The sequence below is a fragment of the Exiguobacterium alkaliphilum 12/1 genome (assembly GCF_000714435.1).
Classification (GTDB): Bacteria; Bacillota; Bacilli; order Exiguobacteriales; family Exiguobacteriaceae; genus Exiguobacterium; species Exiguobacterium alkaliphilum.
The window spans coordinates 234,304-250,220 of sequence record NZ_JJMW01000019.1 but is presented as its reverse complement, the minus strand read 5'-3'; the positions used below and the strand labels follow the sequence as shown (position 1 = coordinate 250,220).

18 protein-coding genes and 1 pseudogene are annotated in these 15,917 nt (G+C 52.9%); 1 reads left to right on the top strand and 18 read right to left on the bottom strand.

Annotated elements, in window-relative coordinates:
* Positions 1-24: 24 nt before the first annotated feature.
* From hisE to RT52_RS04155, 10 genes are read right to left on the bottom strand one after another with little or no spacing between them, the layout of a single operon-like run.
* A complete protein-coding gene (gene hisE / locus RT52_RS17580) occupies positions 25-333 on the bottom strand; it encodes a phosphoribosyl-ATP diphosphatase (protein ID WP_029335255.1) in 309 nt (102 codons plus the stop codon).
* Positions 330-662: a phosphoribosyl-AMP cyclohydrolase gene (hisI, locus tag RT52_RS17575; protein WP_034815258.1), complete on the bottom strand. Its 333-nt coding sequence runs from the start codon at positions 660-662 to the stop codon at positions 330-332. The genes hisE and hisI overlap by 4 nt, the downstream gene beginning before the upstream one ends.
* Positions 611-1,378 (bottom strand): imidazole glycerol phosphate synthase subunit HisF, encoded by a 768-nt coding sequence (gene hisF / locus RT52_RS04190; protein WP_034804865.1) that lies wholly within the window; start codon positions 1,376-1,378, stop codon positions 611-613. The genes hisI and hisF overlap by 52 nt, the downstream gene beginning before the upstream one ends.
* Positions 1,371-2,084, bottom strand: coding sequence for a 1-(5-phosphoribosyl)-5-[(5-phosphoribosylamino)methylideneamino]imidazole-4-carboxamide isomerase (locus RT52_RS04185; RefSeq protein ID WP_034815256.1), 714 nt, complete (start codon positions 2,082-2,084; stop codon positions 1,371-1,373). The genes hisF and RT52_RS04185 overlap by 8 nt, the downstream gene beginning before the upstream one ends.
* On the bottom strand, positions 2,062-2,649 hold the full coding sequence (gene hisH / locus RT52_RS04180; RefSeq protein ID WP_034815254.1) for an imidazole glycerol phosphate synthase subunit HisH: 588 nt from the start codon (positions 2,647-2,649) through the stop codon (positions 2,062-2,064). The genes RT52_RS04185 and hisH overlap by 23 nt, the downstream gene beginning before the upstream one ends.
* Positions 2,646-3,233, bottom strand: coding sequence for an imidazoleglycerol-phosphate dehydratase HisB (gene hisB, locus RT52_RS04175; protein ID WP_034815251.1), 588 nt, complete (start codon positions 3,231-3,233; stop codon positions 2,646-2,648). Before hisB ends, hisH begins: the two co-directional genes overlap by 4 nt.
* Entirely contained in the window at positions 3,220-4,236 is a 1,017-nt protein-coding gene (locus RT52_RS04170; RefSeq protein ID WP_034815249.1) for a pyridoxal phosphate-dependent aminotransferase, read from the bottom strand. Before RT52_RS04170 ends, hisB begins: the two co-directional genes overlap by 14 nt.
* Entirely contained in the window at positions 4,233-5,447 is a 1,215-nt protein-coding gene (gene hisD, locus RT52_RS04165) for a histidinol dehydrogenase (protein ID WP_034804882.1), read from the bottom strand. The genes RT52_RS04170 and hisD overlap by 4 nt, the downstream gene beginning before the upstream one ends.
* On the bottom strand, positions 5,444-6,052 hold the full coding sequence (gene hisG, locus RT52_RS04160) for an ATP phosphoribosyltransferase (RefSeq protein ID WP_034804884.1): 609 nt from the start codon (positions 6,050-6,052) through the stop codon (positions 5,444-5,446). The genes hisD and hisG overlap by 4 nt, the downstream gene beginning before the upstream one ends.
* On the bottom strand, positions 6,049-6,972 hold the full coding sequence (locus tag RT52_RS04155; RefSeq protein ID WP_034815247.1) for an ATP phosphoribosyltransferase regulatory subunit: 924 nt from the start codon (positions 6,970-6,972) through the stop codon (positions 6,049-6,051). Before RT52_RS04155 ends, hisG begins: the two co-directional genes overlap by 4 nt.
* Positions 6,973-7,082: 110 nt before the next feature.
* Here RT52_RS04155 and hisJ point away from each other — a divergent pair, with 110 nt between their 5' ends.
* Positions 7,083-7,898: a histidinol-phosphatase HisJ gene (hisJ, locus tag RT52_RS04150; protein WP_034815246.1), complete on the top strand. Its 816-nt coding sequence runs from the start codon at positions 7,083-7,085 to the stop codon at positions 7,896-7,898.
* 154 nt (positions 7,899-8,052) lie between these two features.
* On the opposite strand, the gene RT52_RS04145 is transcribed toward hisJ, so the two are convergent.
* From RT52_RS04145 to RT52_RS04110, 8 genes and pseudogenes are all read right to left on the bottom strand, one after another.
* Positions 8,053-8,409: a hypothetical protein gene (locus RT52_RS04145; RefSeq protein WP_034815244.1), complete on the bottom strand. Its 357-nt coding sequence runs from the start codon at positions 8,407-8,409 to the stop codon at positions 8,053-8,055.
* A 212-nt stretch (positions 8,410-8,621) separates the two neighbouring features.
* Positions 8,622-9,197, bottom strand: coding sequence for a deoxycytidylate deaminase (locus RT52_RS04140; protein WP_034815241.1), 576 nt, complete (start codon positions 9,195-9,197; stop codon positions 8,622-8,624).
* Positions 9,198-9,248: 51 nt separating this feature from the next.
* Entirely contained in the window at positions 9,249-10,478 is a 1,230-nt protein-coding gene (locus tag RT52_RS04135) for a toxic anion resistance protein (protein ID WP_034815239.1), read from the bottom strand.
* Positions 10,462-11,178 carry a 5-bromo-4-chloroindolyl phosphate hydrolysis family protein gene (locus RT52_RS04130; RefSeq protein WP_034815237.1) on the bottom strand — a complete coding sequence of 239 codons (717 nt, stop codon included), beginning with the start codon at positions 11,176-11,178 and terminating at the stop codon, positions 10,462-10,464. Before RT52_RS04130 ends, RT52_RS04135 begins: the two co-directional genes overlap by 17 nt.
* A gap of 144 nt (positions 11,179-11,322) precedes the next feature.
* Entirely contained in the window at positions 11,323-12,675 is a 1,353-nt protein-coding gene (locus RT52_RS04125) for a sodium-dependent transporter (protein WP_034815234.1), read from the bottom strand.
* Positions 12,676-12,792: 117 nt separating this feature from the next.
* Positions 12,793-13,674, bottom strand: a complete 882-nt coding sequence (locus RT52_RS04120; RefSeq protein ID WP_034815232.1) for a diacylglycerol/lipid kinase family protein — start codon at positions 13,672-13,674, stop codon at positions 12,793-12,795.
* Positions 13,671-15,176, bottom strand: a complete 1,506-nt coding sequence (locus RT52_RS04115; protein WP_034815230.1) for an ABC transporter permease/substrate-binding protein — start codon at positions 15,174-15,176, stop codon at positions 13,671-13,673. The genes RT52_RS04120 and RT52_RS04115 overlap by 4 nt, the downstream gene beginning before the upstream one ends.
* Before the next feature lie 13 nt (positions 15,177-15,189).
* Positions 15,190-15,903: pseudogene (locus RT52_RS04110) on the bottom strand (ABC transporter ATP-binding protein); the annotation flags it as partial.
* Between the last annotated feature and the right edge of the window lie 14 nt (positions 15,904-15,917).

Here is a 15,917-nt window from a genome sequence, read left to right as displayed (position 1 = left end):
TCGTGGCTTCGTTCCTTTTCGTTTTTACCAGTCTTCGACGTCCCGACGTGGTTTCGCTGGTGTCGTCGTGCCGTGCCGCTCACTGAGGAGCGTCTCGACGTCTTCAAGCGAGACGCCTTTCGCTGCGAGCAAGACGAGCAAGTGATAGATCACGTCGGCCGCCTCTTCGACGACGTTCTCGTCCTGTAATGCTGCAATCACGACCTCGAACGACTCCTCACCGAACTTCTTGGCGATTTTGTCGACGCCTGACTCGAACAAATACGTCGTATACGATCCGTCTTTCGGTGTCGTCTTCCGTTCTTGAATCAACTTCTCTAGTTCATGAATCATCCTTCCACCTCCGTGAAAAAGCAACTTCGATTGCCCGTATGACACGTCGGCCCATTGGCCCGGGCCCGGACGAGGAGCGCGTCTTGGTCGCAGTCGACGTGAATGCTCTCCAGTTCGAGCGTATTCCCGCTCGACTCGCCTTTCATCCAAAGTCGGCCTTTCGAGCGCGACCAGAATGTGACCGTGTTCGTCTCAAGCGTCTGTTGAATCGCCTCATCGTTCATATAGCCAAGCATGAGCACGGCGTTGTCTTCCATCGAGACGATGATCGCTGGAATCAGTCCGTTGTCATCGTAACGAACCGCATCGGCAAGTTGTGATCGCTGCATACGTGCTTCACCTCTTCCACTGTCGTTTTTCGGTCATGTAGAATCGAAGCGAGTAGCGCCGCATCGACACGTTCGAGCGCGTCGACGACGTGATTTGCGTTACCGGCCCCGCCTGACGCGATGATCGGAATATCGACCGCATGGCGCAGAAGCTCGAGAATCGCTAAATCATATCCGCTCTGCTTCCCGTCTTGGTTCATCGACGTGACGAGCAGTTCCCCTGCCCCGAGTTCGGCGACTCGTTTCGCCCAATCAATCGCGCGCAGTTCCGTCTTCTGTTTGCCGCCATACGTGTAGACGAAGTACTCCCCGTCCTCGAAGCGAACGTCGATGGCGACGACGATACATTGTGACCCGAAACGTTCGGCCGCTTGTTTAATCAAATCCGGTGACTCGACGGCGAGCGTATTGAGCGACACTTTGTCCGCCCCTGCTTTTAAAAGCGAAGAGATGTCTTCAAGCGAACGGATGCCGCCGCCGACCGTGAGCGGGATGAATACTTTCCGGGCGACGGCACTGACGACATCGAGCATCGTCTGGCGGCGCTCGGTGCTCGCCGTGATATCCAAAAAGACGAGTTCGTCGGCACCAGACGCATCATAATATTTCGCGATTTCGACAGGATCGCCGATGTCACGTAGCGCCACGAATTCGACGCCTTTGACGACACGGCCTTCTTTTACATCGAGACATGGGATGATTCGTCGTTTAAGCATGACGCGCCTCCCACTCAATTAATTGGTCGAGACTGACTTTCCCTGAAAGCAACGCCTTTCCGACGACGGCCTCGTCAATCTGTGCGTCGCTTAGTGCCTGGACGTCTGCCTCTGTCGTCACGCCGCCTGAAGCGATGAGTGTGACCGAGACGGCTGCACGGAGCGCACGCATCCGCTCGAGGTTCGGGCCGTTTAACTTTCCGTCCGACCCGATATCTGTGTAGAGAATCGTCTTCACGCCACGAGCGACCAAATCGTTCGCGGCATCGATATCGCGTAACGTCGTCGCCTCTTGCCAGCCGTTGACGGCGACCATCCCGTCGTACGCGTCAAGCGCGACGGCGATGCGGTCACCGTATTTGACGAGCGCCGCATCCAAGAAATCTGGATCCGTGAACGCCTTCGTCCCGAGCAGGACGCGGTCGGCCCCGGTCTCCATGACAGCATCGAGTGCTTCGACTGAACGGATGCCCCCGCCCGTCTGGACGAAAAAGCCACATTCTTTCGCGAAACGGACGACGTCAAGGTGTCTCGGCTCGCCCGCTTTCGCTCCCTCGAGATCGATCAAGTGGAGCATCGGGACGCGCCCTCGCCATTCCTTCAACTTTTCATAAGGGTCCCCGTACTGTTCTTCCGTATTGAAATCCCCTTCTGTCAGGCGGACGATTTTACCATCGATTAAATCAATTGCCGGTAGTAATCTCACGTTCGACCGACTCCTTCCATTCTTGTAATAAACGTAATCCGAACGTCCCGCTCTTCTCCGGGTGAAACTGCATCCCCGTGACGAGACCGTCTTGGACGATGGCCGGGACGCGCTCGCCCATATAGTCGGCTGACGCAACGATATTCACCTCATCCGTCACGACGTGATACGAATGGACGAAATACACGTCCTCATCGCGTAAAATCGAGTTCCATCCGACGTGTGGCAACCGCTTCGCCCGCATCCGTTCGACCCGTCCTTCGATGAGCCCGAGTCCTTCAGTCAACACGCCTTCCGTACTCGAGTCGAACAATAACTGCATCCCGAGGCAAATGCCGAGGAACGGTTTCTCCGTCGCCATCTGTTTCAGCAATGGCACGAGACCCGTCGCATGGAGCGATGCCATCGCTTGTGGGAAAGCACCGACACCTGGTAGCAAGATGGCATCCGCCGCCTCAATCTCAATTGGATCGTTCGTAATGACAACGTGACAACCGATCGCCTTTAATGCCCGCTCGACATTGAAGACGTTCCCCATCCCATAATCAATGACCGCGACGTTCATCCTTCGATCCGTCCTTTCGTTGAAGGCAGACGGTTCGACCCGTCTTGTCCAATCGCCTCGGCGAGTGAGCGACCGAACGCCTTGAATAATCCTTCGACCATATGGTGCGAGTTCGAACCGTAGAGCACCTCAAGATGGAGCGTCAAACGGGCGTTCATCGCGACCGCGCGGAAAAACTCTTCGGCAAGCTCTGTATCAAAGTCGCCAAGCTTTGGATTTTTGATGTCGGCGTTAAACACGAGGAACGGCCGGCCCGACACGTCGACGACACTGCGTGCGAGCGTCTCATCCATCGGGAGGTAGCTCGTACCGTAACGGCGAATCCCGACTTTGTCACCGAGCGCCTCTAAAATCATCTGGCCGAGGGCGATCCCGACGTCTTCGACCGTATGATGGGCATCGACCCACGTATCCCCTTCGACTTGGACCGATAAATCGACTTGGCTATGGAAGGCGAACAACGTCAGCATGTGATCGAAGAACCCAACACCCGTTTGGATGTCACTTTGTCCCGTCCCGTTCAAATCTAGCTTCAGTTCAATCTTTGTCTCTTTTGTCTCGCGTTTCGTCTCAGCTGTTCTCAAGTGAACTCACCTCTTCTATCGTTTGTTGAATCAATCGATACGCCTCATCCGTCCCCGCACTGACTCGGATGCCGTCAGAGAAGGCTCGGACGTGGACACCGTGTCGGAGGAATCGGTCCGCCCACTTCTCACTGTCCGGTGTTTGGACGTATAGGAAATTGGCGCGGCTCGGAAGGATTGTCCCGACCGGTTGTAGAATTTTCGTCAACTTTTGACGCTGGTCGTTATGGAACGAGACAGCGTCACGGATGTATGCCGAGTCCTCTAACACGACGGCGGCGACGGCGGCACTTAAGCCGCTCACGTTGAACGGGGAACGGAAGCGATCGACGTTCGCGATTAACGTCTCGTCTGCGATCATGAATCCGATCCGTAAGTTCGCCAAGCCGAACGCTTTCGAGAGCGTCCGTAGGATGATGACGTTCGGGTACGCCTCGAGTTTTGACGTGAAGGCATCCGTCATCGTGAAGTCGATATACGCCTCATCGACGACGAGATACGGCACGCGCGAAGCGAGCGTCTCGAGCTCGTCATGCGTCCACATTTTTCCGGTCGGGTTATTCGGGTTCGAGACAAGGACAAGCTTCGGCTCGTTCGCCTCAATCGTCCGGATGAGCGAGTCGAACGACAACCCGTCTTGATCCGGTTGAATGAACTGTCCCCGGGCGATTTGTGTATATATCCCATACATTGAAAAGTCCGGGAGCGGTGCGACGACACGGTCTTCGACGTCGAGCAGTGCTTGGCAAAGGATGGCGAGCAACTCATCACTACCGCTCCCGACCATGAGTTGGTTCGCGTCCACACCCGCATATTTGGCATAATTCTGTTTCAAGCGCGTCAACTCTTCAACCGGATATCGGCTTAAGCCCGTCAAATCGATTGAACGAATCTTGTCTTGAATTCGCTCGGGAAGGTCGTATTGGCTCTCGTTTTGATTTAACGCATGTCCCTTGACCGCATGTGGGACGTAACGCGGAATCGTTTCGTATCGTTGTCTCATACGTCCTCCAATCGGGCCGCCATCGCTCGAGCGTGCCCTTCTAACTGTTCTTGTTTGGCGATTCGGATGGCAGCCCGTGTCACCGTCTCGTCGAGTTCCGTCATTTGCAGGAACGTCTGACGCCGATAGAAGTCATCGACCGACAGCCCGCTCGAGAATCGAGCCGTCCCGCTCGTCGGCAAGACATGGTTCGGTCCAGCGATATAGTCACCGAACGCTTCGGCCGCCTCGTGACCAAGGAAGAATGAACCACCGTGACGAATTTGTTTCATATAATCGTCCGGGTTCTCGACGGCGAGTTGGACGTGTTCAGCCGCCATCTCATTCGCCTGGCGAATCGCCTCATCTTTTGACTTCACGACCACACCACCGCGTTCGAGCGCCTCGATGGCGATGTCTCGTCGGGGGAGGTCGCTCAGTTGACGTGCGAGCTCTTCCTTGACGGCGCGAGCCATCCGATCCGTCGAGACGAGCGCGAGCGCCGTCGCCTCGACGTCGTGCTCGGCTTGGGCGAGGAGATCGGCCGCGACCCATTTCGGATTGGCCGTCTCGTCGGCGATGATGAGCACTTCGGAAGGTCCTGCCACCGAATCGATGCCGACGATGTGAGAGACGAGCGCTTTCGCGGTGGCGACGTAGGCGTTCCCCGGGCCGACGATTTTATCGACCGGCCGAATCGTCTCCGTGCCGAACGCGAGCGCCGCGACCGCTTGGGCGCCACCGACGAGATAGCATTCATCGGCCCCGGCGATTTTAGCGGCAATCAATAAGGAGACGTCAATCCCGTCCGGTTTTGGCGGTGTCACCATGACGACACGTTTCACGCCGGCCACTTTTGCCGGGATGACGTTCATGAGGACGCTAGACGGATAGACGGCCGTCCCGCCCGGAACGTACACACCGACCGAGTCGAGCGGCATGTAACGGCGGCCCAGTCGGAACATCTCGTCTTCGAAGACGTCGTCGTCTCGGCGTTGGCGTTCGTGAAACGCACGGATCCGCTCTGCGGCGAGCGTCAGCGCGTCCGTCAGCTCGTCATAAGCCGGCGGTGGTGTGAACGTAGTCAAATCGACAGCTTCGATTTGGTTGACGCCATCAAACTTAACCGTGTATTCGAGGAGTGCTTCGTCTCCTCTCGTCTCGATGGCCTCAAGAATCGGTTTGACCGCTTCAGCCCAAGTTTCACGTCGTGTCCGGTTTTGTGAGCTCATGCGCCTTCCTCCTTGCTAAGACGACGAATCCATGCCTTCAATTCGTCCGGATCGTTCGCGAGCGCCGTCTCACTCGTGATGAACTTGGCGTTAATATCAAAAATCGTCTCGTATTCTTCAAGGTCGTTCGCCCGAAGCGTCGCCCCCGTCTCGACGATGTCGACGATGCAGTCGGCAAGGCCGGTCAATGGAGCGAGTTCGACGGACCCGTTCAAAGCGATCACTTCGACGTTTTGTCGCTTCGATGCGAAGTGCGAGATGGCGATGTTCGGATATTTGCTCGCGACTTTCAACTTCTTCGTCCCGTTTTTCCGTTGTTTCGGGCCACACACCGCCATTCGGCAGCGACCGAACGGCAAGTCGACGACTTCGAGGACACCAGGTGTCTTCTCACGTAAAATGTCGCCGCCGACGACGCCGACGTCTGCCGCGCCGTGCATGACGTATTTATAGACGTCGTCGCCTTTGACGAAGATGAACTCGTGCCCGTCGACTTCGACCGTCAACTCACGGCCGCGTTTCTCCGGCCAGACGGTCAATCCGACTTGTTCGAAATAGTCTCGTGCCGCTTTTTCGATGCGACCTTTCGCGATTGCCACTTTCATGAGATCACCTCACCTAACTGTTCTAAATCGAGTGATAATCCGAACGCTCGACGCGATTGGCCAAAGTGACCGTAAAGCGAGTCATAGCGTCCGCCAGACAAGACACGACGACCGTCCATCGTTCCGGTGACGGTCAGTCCCGAATAGTAATCGAAGTCGCCCGTCTGTCCGAAATCGTAGGAAGCGTTCAAACCGATGGTCCGTAAATGCTCGACGGCACGCTCGACGTCTTCAATGTTACCCGTCAGGCTCGAATCGGCTTCTTGTTTCAATTCCTCAACGGCCGAGTCGCCAATTAAAAATGGCAACTTGGCGATGAGTGGATAGTCGTATGTCACGGCAAGCTCGCGGAGCGACTCGAGGTTTCGGAGCGCCAAATACTGTCTGAGCGTCCGTTCCGGTATGCCGGCCGCCTCGGCGATTGATGCGACGAGTGCGGCCGAACCGACTTGAATGCGCAATCCTCGGCGAGGCATGATGTCTTTTGTCATCGACAAGAACGATTCAATCAATTCCGTGTCGGCCGCCTCACCGTCAATCCATTCGAGCCCGAGTTGTTGCCGTTCGTGCGGCTGGCCCGAATGTTTCGGGGTCCGGCGGTATACGGCACCGGCATAGGCGACGCGCATCGGTTCGTTCCCATCTGCCAGTTTCCGTGCGATTTGAAGCGTATAGTCTGGTCGCATGACGAGCAACTCCCCATCGTTGCCGAACAACCGATAATAGGCCGATTCATCGAATAAGGCGAGATCTTGGTAATGCGAATAGTACTCGACGAGCGGCGGCTCGATGACGCGATATCCGTTCGTCGTCGCTTGTTCGAGGAAAGAGAGCATCCATTGTTTCGGACGTACGACGTCCACGTCTTCTAATTCATGCCATCCTTCCGGGATGGAACCTTTCGTATTGAACCAAATCATCTGTATCACCCTTTATCTTATTATCACTTTACCAAACTAAAGTAGTGTGTTAAATTTATCAAACGAAGCCGGTGCTGTCAACCGGTGAAGCGGAAAGGATTTGTTACTCGATGATTGACTTTACCCATGATGGCCACATCCATACCCCATTTTGTCCGCACGGTTCGACGGATGCGTTAGAGGCATATGTAAAAGCCGCCCGCACGCGCGGTCTAAAGACGATTACGTTCACGGAGCACGCGCCGCTCCCGGCCGGATTTGTCGACCCGACGCCGGACCAAGACTCGGCGATGTCGCTCGAGACGCTCCCCGAATATCTGGATCAGGTCGCGCGGTTGAAACAAGCTTATGCCGACGTCCTGGATATCCGAGTCGGTTTAGAGATTGACTACCTGCCTGGTTTTGCGGAAGAAACGATCGCCTTACTCGAGCCGTTCGCAAACCGGCTGGATGAGACGATTCTGTCCCAGCACTTTCTGTTAGATGACGGCGACTATTTACCGGTCGACTTCTCGCTCGAGACGTTTGATGTGCTCGTGAAACGTCTCGGCTCGTTCGAGGCGGTCGTACGCGCTTATTACGAATCGCTAGAGGCCGGGCTTAGATTTGAATGGGAACGATTGAACGTGCGACGAATCGGACACTTGGATTTGCCAATCAAATACGAAAAACAATATGATTGGGAACGTGAACATGTCAAAGACATCGAGACGCGTCTGTTACGGACGATTCAAGTCCGCGGATTCGGTCTCGATTTGAACACAGCCGGTCTTCGGAAAGTGGATTGTGGGAAAGTCTATGCGGAAGCCGTCGCCGTCGACGCGATTGCGCTCGGCATTCCATTCGTCCTCGGTTCTGACGCCCACGTCGCGATGGATGTCGGCCGTGATTTTGAAGATATACAAAAAAAAGCCACGTTCCGTTGAACGTGGCTTCTTTAACAGCGATCTAGCTATCTAGATCCCCATGTTTGGTTGTCGATAACGATATGGCGTTCCATTTCTTCATCTATTGATAATAGTAACATACTGAATTCGTGATGCAAGTAAAAAATAAAAAAAGATGGCACAGAGGCCATCTTTATACCGTCATCGCCGCATACAAGCCTTTCAACTCTTCCGTTGCCACCTCGTCCATCTGCAACGCCACAAGTTCGACGAATTGTAAGGCCGGGTCTGTGTCGCCTGACATGCGTACGATTTCGGCTGCCGCATCGTCAAGTGCGAGCAAGATGCCCGATACACCGAGTGTCGGATAGTAACGGAGTAGCGCGCGGACGTGCTTCATCTCCGAGATGTCGTTCCCGTTAATTTTGAGCGCCTTGACCGCCAATTCCTTATGCGTCCCGATCGCGAATTTATCTTCCCACACTTCTTCGAGTGTGATTAACGCTTCCACTTCATAGGCACCATCTGTGAAACGAACTAGTTTTTCCATGTTCCATATCCCCTCTCGTTAATCTACTTTCATTATAAAAGATGATGTCAGGAATAGATTGTGAAATATTGAACATTATGTGTAAACTTTGTCTCACTTGACGGACACAAATGGCTACAGGCCAAAAAAAGGCCCCTCCGAGGAGGGGCGAATAATGGAAGAGTAAAACACCATTGGCAGTACATTAATAATATAACACCGAATGTAAACGTTTACAATGTGTTTTTATAACTTTTTTCAAGCGGAAGATGAACGACCTCGATCCCGCTCTCTCGCATTAAATCGAGCCCGTCCCCATGCTCGTATCCAACGGCGTAGACGACACGGGCGACGCGGGCCGCAATCAAGGCGAGCGAACAGGCATGGCAGGGCGAGTGTGTGACGTATGCCGTCGCCCCGAACGCGTTCGTCGAATCGGCAGCGAGTTTTCCGATCGCATTGATCTCGGCATGAATCTCATGTTGCTTCGACCAATTGTGGTGCTCATACAGGTCCGCGCATTTAACAAATGTCACACCGTCATGTACGAGCTGGATTGCCGGCTCCATCAAATCGACGGCATCGTCATGTACATACTCCGCTCGCTTGTAAAAACCGTCCGCTCGTTTTAAAAAGATCTCGTTGCAGTTCGTGTGACCAGGCGGTGTCCCATTCAACCCAATCGAAATCGGCTTCTCCGCCTTCACGATGACACAGGCGACACTTTTAGAGGCACATTTTGAATGCCTTTCAGCCATCATGTCAGCAAACTGTAACCACGTCTCATCCCACAATCGTTGTTTCTCCATATGTATCCTCCTTAAGGAAAAGGAAAGTCCGATTGCTCAGACTTTCCCGGGTCAATATCCTGTGTCTTTCGGTAACTCTTTGTTTTTCGCGGCAATCTCGATGACTTTCTCTTTCAACTCATGTTCCATCCGATCGAGTTCACGCTCGGCGTCACGACGCTTCTGCTTTCCTTCTTGCTGGATGCGGAGCGTCTCGTCAAGTGTCGACAAGAGGTTCTCGTGGGCCACTTTAAGCGACTCAACGGAGACGATCCCCTTCTCGTTCTCTTGAGCGATTTCAATCGAAGAATCTTTTAACATCTTCGAGTTCTGTTCGAGCAACTGGTTCGTCGTCTTCGTCACATCTTGTTGCATCCGGAGCGCCGTCTTCTGACGCGTCAAGCTAAGCGCGAGGACGACTTGGTTCTTCCAGAGCGGAATCGTGTTGACGACGGCCGACTCGATTTTTTCAGCTAAGATTTGGTTGTTTTGTTGAATGACACGGATTTGCGGCGCCATCTGTAGACTGATCGTACGGCTCAGTTTCAAGTCGTGTAGTTTCTTCTCGAAACGGTCGGCGAGTTGAATCATGTCGTTCAACTGTTGCAACTTCACTTGATCTTTCGACACTTCGACTTCATGACGGAGCGGCGCGATTTCGTACTCACGGACGTGATCGAGTTTCGTCTCCCCTGCCGCGATGTAGACGTTCAGTTCTTCGAAGTATCGCTTGTTCTTATCGTACATCTGATCGAGCATCGTGATATCTTTCATCAACCCGAATTTGGCGCGGTCCAAGTTATGGATGACTTCTTCGAGATAGACGTTCATCTTCTCGAACTGGAGCTTATAGTTCTCCGCTTTCTTCTTGGCACGACCGATGAGTGGCAAGTTATCGACAAAGCTCTTTTTCTCAGGTTGAAGCATATCCGGGTCCATCTTGCGTACGTTTTGCATCAAGTCAGACAATAACTTTCCAGCATCGCCACCGTCTTTCATACGAACCTCTGTCAAAATTTGATCTGAGAATTGCGAGAGTTCACGTTGGACGTTCGAACCGAACAACATGACGGAATCCGTCTTCTTTATATCAATCGATTCAGCGAGGCGGGTAATCCGCTCACGGTGCTGATCCGGCACGTCCGGTTTCGCTTGGATGGCAGGTACCTCGTGTTTTGCCGTCATCGCCGACCAATCCATCGATGGGTCAGAAAATGATTCTGTCTCGGTCTTTGTTTTTGTCTCTGACGTGAGTTCTTCTTCTGGCCAAGACTGCCAGTTCGTTTCATTCGATGAAGTCATGCTTTTTTCTCCCTTCAGGTTGATCGGCCAATACGCGTTCCATCATAATCAACTCGCGTTCAAAATCAACGGCGTCATCCTCTAACAGACGGCCTCGTTGTTCTTGGAACTTGTCGACGATGAGGCGCATATTCGTGATCAGTTGCTCTCGTGTCTCTTCTTGAATGACGACACGTTTTCCTTCTAGCTCTTTAAACTTTAAGACGACAGACACGAGCGAGTCCAAATAGAACGTGAACAAGTCACGCACATGTTTGGCGTCTTGTGGGTTTTCGAATAGCTCGGCAAACAACTCGTGCGCTTCTTTCGAGACCGCCTTCATTTCACGACGCACCTCAAGGTCTTTTATGTCTGGGAGCACGCAGTCGATTTGTTGCAACTTCTCGTACCCTTGTTCGATGGTGCGCTGTAAGAACTGTAACTCTAAGTCGTCCGTCGCTTCGAATTGACGGACTGGTGCTGGCTCTTCGATCGGCTTTAAAATACGTGATCCGACGAATGTCTCTTCTTCGTCAAGTAGTAGTTTCTTTTTCGCTCGTTTGGCTATCGGCGCTGGATTTCGGTTCCGTCGCTTATTCGTCGACCATACTTCGTTCAAAACGAGCGCTCCGACAATGATGAATAGCCAAGAAAAATCGAATACACTGATGGCAAAATATAAAACTGCCCCGGTCAGGGCCCATTTCATCCATGTCTTCATTCGTTTCACCTCATCTCGTGATACTTCTATTGTACCTTACGTCACCATTCAAAAAAAGTTTCGTCATCTTTATAAGCTTACCATAATACACTTTTCACCTTCCTCGGTCGCAAGGACGAAAAAAAGCAAGGGAAATCCCCTTGCTTACATGTTAAACCACGTCGACACCATGACGATGGCGACCGTGACTGGAATGACATAACGAATCAAGAAACGCCATACCGGATAGAGTTTTTTGCCTGTGTCTGACGTTTGAATCTCTTCTTGTAAAATGCGTTGGTCGACGATATAACCAACGAAAATGGATGTGAGTAACGCACCTGTTGGCATTAAAATGTAGCTGACAACGTAATCCATCACATCGAAGAACGTCATTCCATCAAAGAATTGTAACTCGCTCATCACACCGAACGAGAGTGCAGACGGAATACCGACGGCGAAGACGCTGGCTGCAGCTAAAAGCGTCACGTTTCGTTTCGAAATAATCTCTTTCTTCTCATTCAGGCGGTCCGTCACCCCTGCAACGACGACTTCGAGCATCGCAATCGACGACGTGATTGAAGCAAACGTGAACAAGAGGAAGAACAAGACCATGAAGAATCCGCCGAGCGGCACTTGATTGAAGACGGCCGGCAAGACGACGAACAACAACGCTGGGCCTTCAGCCGGATCAAGTCCTGATGCGAACACCGCTGGGAAGATTGCAAGACCAGCAAGCAACGAGACCATAATATTCAACAGGACGATCATATTAGCCGAGCGATTAAGTGTGCCTTTCGTCTGGATGTAAGAGGCATACGTCAACATCGCCGCCACACCGAGCGAGAGCGAGAAGAACGCTTGACCGAGGGCAAACAATACCGAATCTCCTGTCAGGGCCGAGAAGTCCGGCTGCAAGAAGAAGCGGACCCCTTCCATCGCCCCGTCAAGCGTCAACGAACGGATGACGAGCACGATAAAGCTGACGAAGAGAAGCGGCATCAAAATCTTGCTCATGCGCTCGATTCCAGCTTCGACACCTTTTAAGACGATTAACAGCGTGATGAATAAGAATAAAAATTGTCCGAAGACCGCAATGCCTGGTGATGAGACGACGTCCCCGAAGACGGCACCAAACTCGTCAGGCGAACGTCCGCTTAGCGTCCCGCTCAAACCGAGACCGACATAAATCAGGACCCAACCACCGATGACACTGTAGAATGAGAGCAGTAAGAAACATGCGATGACACCTAAGTACCCAATCAAGGACCAACGGCCGTGACCAAGTTTTTTGAAGGCGAGCAACGCCGTACGTTGTGTCGAGCGTCCGACGATGAATTCGCCGATTAATAGTGGTAGTCCGAGCAAGAGCGTAAATGCTAAAAACATGAGCAAAAAGGCGCCGCCTCCACTTGTGCCGGTTACGTATGGAAACTTCCATATCGCTCCGAGACCGATTGCCGACCCTGCGGCCGCTAAGATGAATCCAATTTTTGAGGCGAACGAGTTTTGCGCCATTCCTATCCCTACTTCCTGTTTTCATTTCATTTTCATAATAATAGTGAAATACTAACACGGTTCAGAATCGAGGACAACAAAAAAAAGAGAAAAGTCTGAATTCTTTTCTCTTTCCTCTTATTCCTGACCGGCAACGAGAAACGTCAATTCTTTCTCGAGCACATCGATTTTAAGTTCGGTCGCCTCGAAATGTTCTCCATCGACATCGATGATTTGCTCGTCATGCAGGCGCACGATCAAGTTACTCATCTGCAAGTGTACCCATTCGTCCGATGCCTGCTCGAGGCCAAACTGTTGCGCCAATAGTTGTCGAATGATCGGAAAGCCGATGGCGGAACTGTGGACGACTTCGACATAGCCGTCATTGAACGACTGTGTCTGTAACTTCGTCGGCACGGTCCCAAGGTAAGCGCCGTTGCCGATGTAGAGAAAACTGACCGGTCCGTCATGGACGACGGTGCCGTCCTGTTCGATTTGGACATCGAACGGGTCGGCTTCCCGAAACTGACGGATCGTCGCTAAAAAGTAGCCGATTGACCCGAGTGATTCTTTTTGCAACGGGTCGATTTGACGTGACGTATCTGCGATTAAACCGACACCGATAAAATTCAGCCCATATCGGTCATTGACGCGCATGACGTCGACCGGCTCGGCGTGACTCATCTTCAAGATCCGGGCGGCTTCGACAGGTTCGACCGGTAAATCGAGGGCACGTGCGAAATCGTTGCACGTGCCTCCCGGTATCAACCCGATATTAGGCCGGTCTTTCCTATCAAGCTGCATCAAGCCGTTGACGACTTCATGGATCGTCCCGTCCCCACCGATGACGAGCAAATGGTCGTAACTCCCGCTCGCCTCGGCGAAGCGACGCGCGTCCCCTTCTGCGTTCGTCTTTAAAATATGAATCTCAGCGTAGAGCGACTCCACCGCGGCGATGACTTCACCGAGCATTGTCTCATGCGTCCCGGATGTCGGGTTTGAGATGACGAGCGCCTTCATAAGAGCCCCGCTTGCTCTAAGAAATCTTTGGCGACATCGTAAGCTCGTTCATTGCCGTAGGCGACGCGTCGGTTCAGTTCAGACATCTCCTCATCTGAGATGAGCCCTGCGAGTTGATTGAGTGCATCTTCGATTTCAGGGTGTTCTTCAAGTGTCTCTGCTTTCAATAACGGTGCTCCTTGATATGGCGGGAAAAATTGTTGATCGTCTTCGAGCACGACGAGGTCGTTCTCGGCGATGTCCGGGTCGGTCGCATACGCATCGACTAAATTGACGTCCCCGCGTGAAATCGCCCGGTAGCGCAATTTTTGTTCCATCGATGTTACCGATGGGAAGTCAAGACCGTACGCCTGTTGTAATCCTGGATAGCCGTCTTCCCGGTCCGTGAATTCAAGCGTGAAGCCGGCTTGAATGTCGTTTTGAACGTTTCGTAAATCAGAAATCGTCGTGATGCCTTCTGCCTCCGCGTAGTCACGAGGAATCGCAATCGCGTACGTGTTGTTGAACTGCATCGGCTCAAGCAACACATAACCGTCATCAGCGAGCGCATCACGTGCTTGTTCATACACTTCTTGTGCATCGTTCGAATTCGGTGTCTCGTCAACGAGGCTCGCGAGGACCGTTCCCGTGAATTCAGGATAGATATCAACATCTCCACTTCGAAGAGCGCCCCAGACGAACGTCGTCTCACCAAAGTTCGGGCGGACCGAGACGCTCAGGTCCGTCTCTTCCTCAATGAGCAACTTGTACATATTCATCAAAATCTCCGGCTCAGGGCCTAGCTTCCCAGCCACGACGAGGTCGGTCTGCTGGGTGCGTCCGAACGCGAGCGGTGCCGCGATGATGAGCGCGAGAACCGCCGAGACGGCGATTAGTTTCGTCCGATTACGTGTCGCCGTCGCACCTTCCATCTGACGTAGTAAGAAATCAAACAAGAGCGCGAGGATTGCAGCGGGGATTGCCCCGAGCAAAATCAAGTAATTATCATTTCGGTTGATCCCGAGCAAGATGAGCGTCCCGAGCCCACCCGCCCCGACGAGCGCCGCGAGTGTGGCCGTCCCGACGATGAGGACCATCGCCGTCCGAATCCCGGCCATGATGACGGGGAGGGCGAGCGGGAGTTCCACTTTCATCAAACTTTGGTTCGGCTTCATCCCGCAGGCGCGGGCCGCCTCGAGGAGGGATTTATCCACTTCATTCAACCCGGTGAACGTATTGCGAAGAATCGGCAGTAGCGCATACAACACGAGGGCGATCGTGGCTGGTAACGCCCCGATGCCGACGAGTGGAATCATGAGACCGAGTAACGCCAAGGATGGAATCGTCTGGATGACGGCTGTGACGCCGATTGCCGTCTCCGCGACTTTTTTGCGCCGCGTCAGCCAAATCCCGAGTGGAACAGCAATCAAAACAGCAATCAAAAGCGAGACGACCGATAGTTGTAAATGCTCGACGAGCGCTTCAATCAGTTCTCCACGTCGATTTTGAAACGTTTCAAGCATCGACCTCACCTCTTCTTCGTTGAGTAAATTCAAGCACGAACGGGTCGTCGCTAGCACGAATCTCAGCCGGTGTTCCGACGACGACGAGTTGTCCGTCCCGCATGAGCGCGATCCGGTCACCGAGTTTCATCGCTTCTTCGATGTCGTGGGTGACGAACAAGATCGTCTTTCCGAGTTCATCGTTCAACCGTTTGACGTCATCTTGAAGCTGCCCCCGACTGATCGGGTCAAGCGCCGAGAACGGCTCATCCATGAGAATGACTTCAGGGTCAGCCGCAAGCGCCCGCAGTACACCGACACGTTGTTGTTGACCACCGGATAGTTCGGTCGGTTTTTTCTCACGGAGCACCGGGTCAAGTCCGGCGATATTCATCAGTTCCGTGACGCGATCTTTCGTTTTTTGTTTCGGCCATTTCAATAAGTCGGGAACGACCGAGATGTTTTCTTCTACCGTTAAATGAGGGAATAAGGCAATCTGCTGGAGCACATAGCCAATATTGCGACGCAGTTCGTAAATATCGAACTGATAAATCTCTTTCCCGTCAATCAGGATTTTACCATCCGTATGATCGATGAGACGATTCACCATTTTCATCGTCGTCGTCTTGCCACATCCTGACGGCCCGATCAATACGAAGATCTCCCCTTTTTGTACCGTCAAATCCAAGTCTTTCACGGCCAATGTCCCATCGTCGTAACGCTTGGAAACATTTTGAAATTCTATCAACACAATCCCTCCTC

Coding starts and splice junctions, on each gene's coding strand:
- hisE (WP_029335255.1), bottom strand. CDS start 333: ATGATTCATGAACTAGAGAAGTTGATTCAAGAACGGAAGACGACACCG.
- hisI (WP_034815258.1), bottom strand. CDS start 662: ATGCAGCGATCACAACTTGCCGATGCGGTTCGTTACGATGACAACGGA.
- hisF (WP_034804865.1), bottom strand. CDS start 1,378: ATGCTTAAACGACGAATCATCCCATGTCTCGATGTAAAAGAAGGCCGT.
- hisH (WP_034815254.1), bottom strand. CDS start 2,649: ATGAACGTCGCGGTCATTGATTATGGGATGGGGAACGTCTTCAATGTC.
- RT52_RS04170 (WP_034815249.1), bottom strand. CDS start 4,236: ATGAGACAACGATACGAAACGATTCCGCGTTACGTCCCACATGCGGTC.
- hisD (WP_034804882.1), bottom strand. CDS start 5,447: ATGAGCTCACAAAACCGGACACGACGTGAAACTTGGGCTGAAGCGGTC.
- hisG (WP_034804884.1), bottom strand. CDS start 6,052: ATGAAAGTGGCAATCGCGAAAGGTCGCATCGAAAAAGCGGCACGAGAC.
- RT52_RS04155 (WP_034815247.1), bottom strand. CDS start 6,972: ATGATTTGGTTCAATACGAAAGGTTCCATCCCGGAAGGATGGCATGAA.
- hisJ (WP_034815246.1), top strand. CDS start 7,083: ATGATTGACTTTACCCATGATGGCCACATCCATACCCCATTTTGTCCG.
- RT52_RS04145 (WP_034815244.1), bottom strand. CDS start 8,409: ATGGAAAAACTAGTTCGTTTCACAGATGGTGCCTATGAAGTGGAAGCG.
- RT52_RS04140 (WP_034815241.1), bottom strand. CDS start 9,197: ATGGAGAAACAACGATTGTGGGATGAGACGTGGTTACAGTTTGCTGAC.
- RT52_RS04135 (WP_034815239.1), bottom strand. CDS start 10,478: ATGACTTCATCGAATGAAACGAACTGGCAGTCTTGGCCAGAAGAAGAA.
- RT52_RS04130 (WP_034815237.1), bottom strand. CDS start 11,178: ATGAAGACATGGATGAAATGGGCCCTGACCGGGGCAGTTTTATATTTT.
- RT52_RS04125 (WP_034815234.1), bottom strand. CDS start 12,675: ATGGCGCAAAACTCGTTCGCCTCAAAAATTGGATTCATCTTAGCGGCC.
- RT52_RS04120 (WP_034815232.1), bottom strand. CDS start 13,674: ATGAAGGCGCTCGTCATCTCAAACCCGACATCCGGGACGCATGAGACA.
- RT52_RS04115 (WP_034815230.1), bottom strand. CDS start 15,176: ATGCTTGAAACGTTTCAAAATCGACGTGGAGAACTGATTGAAGCGCTC.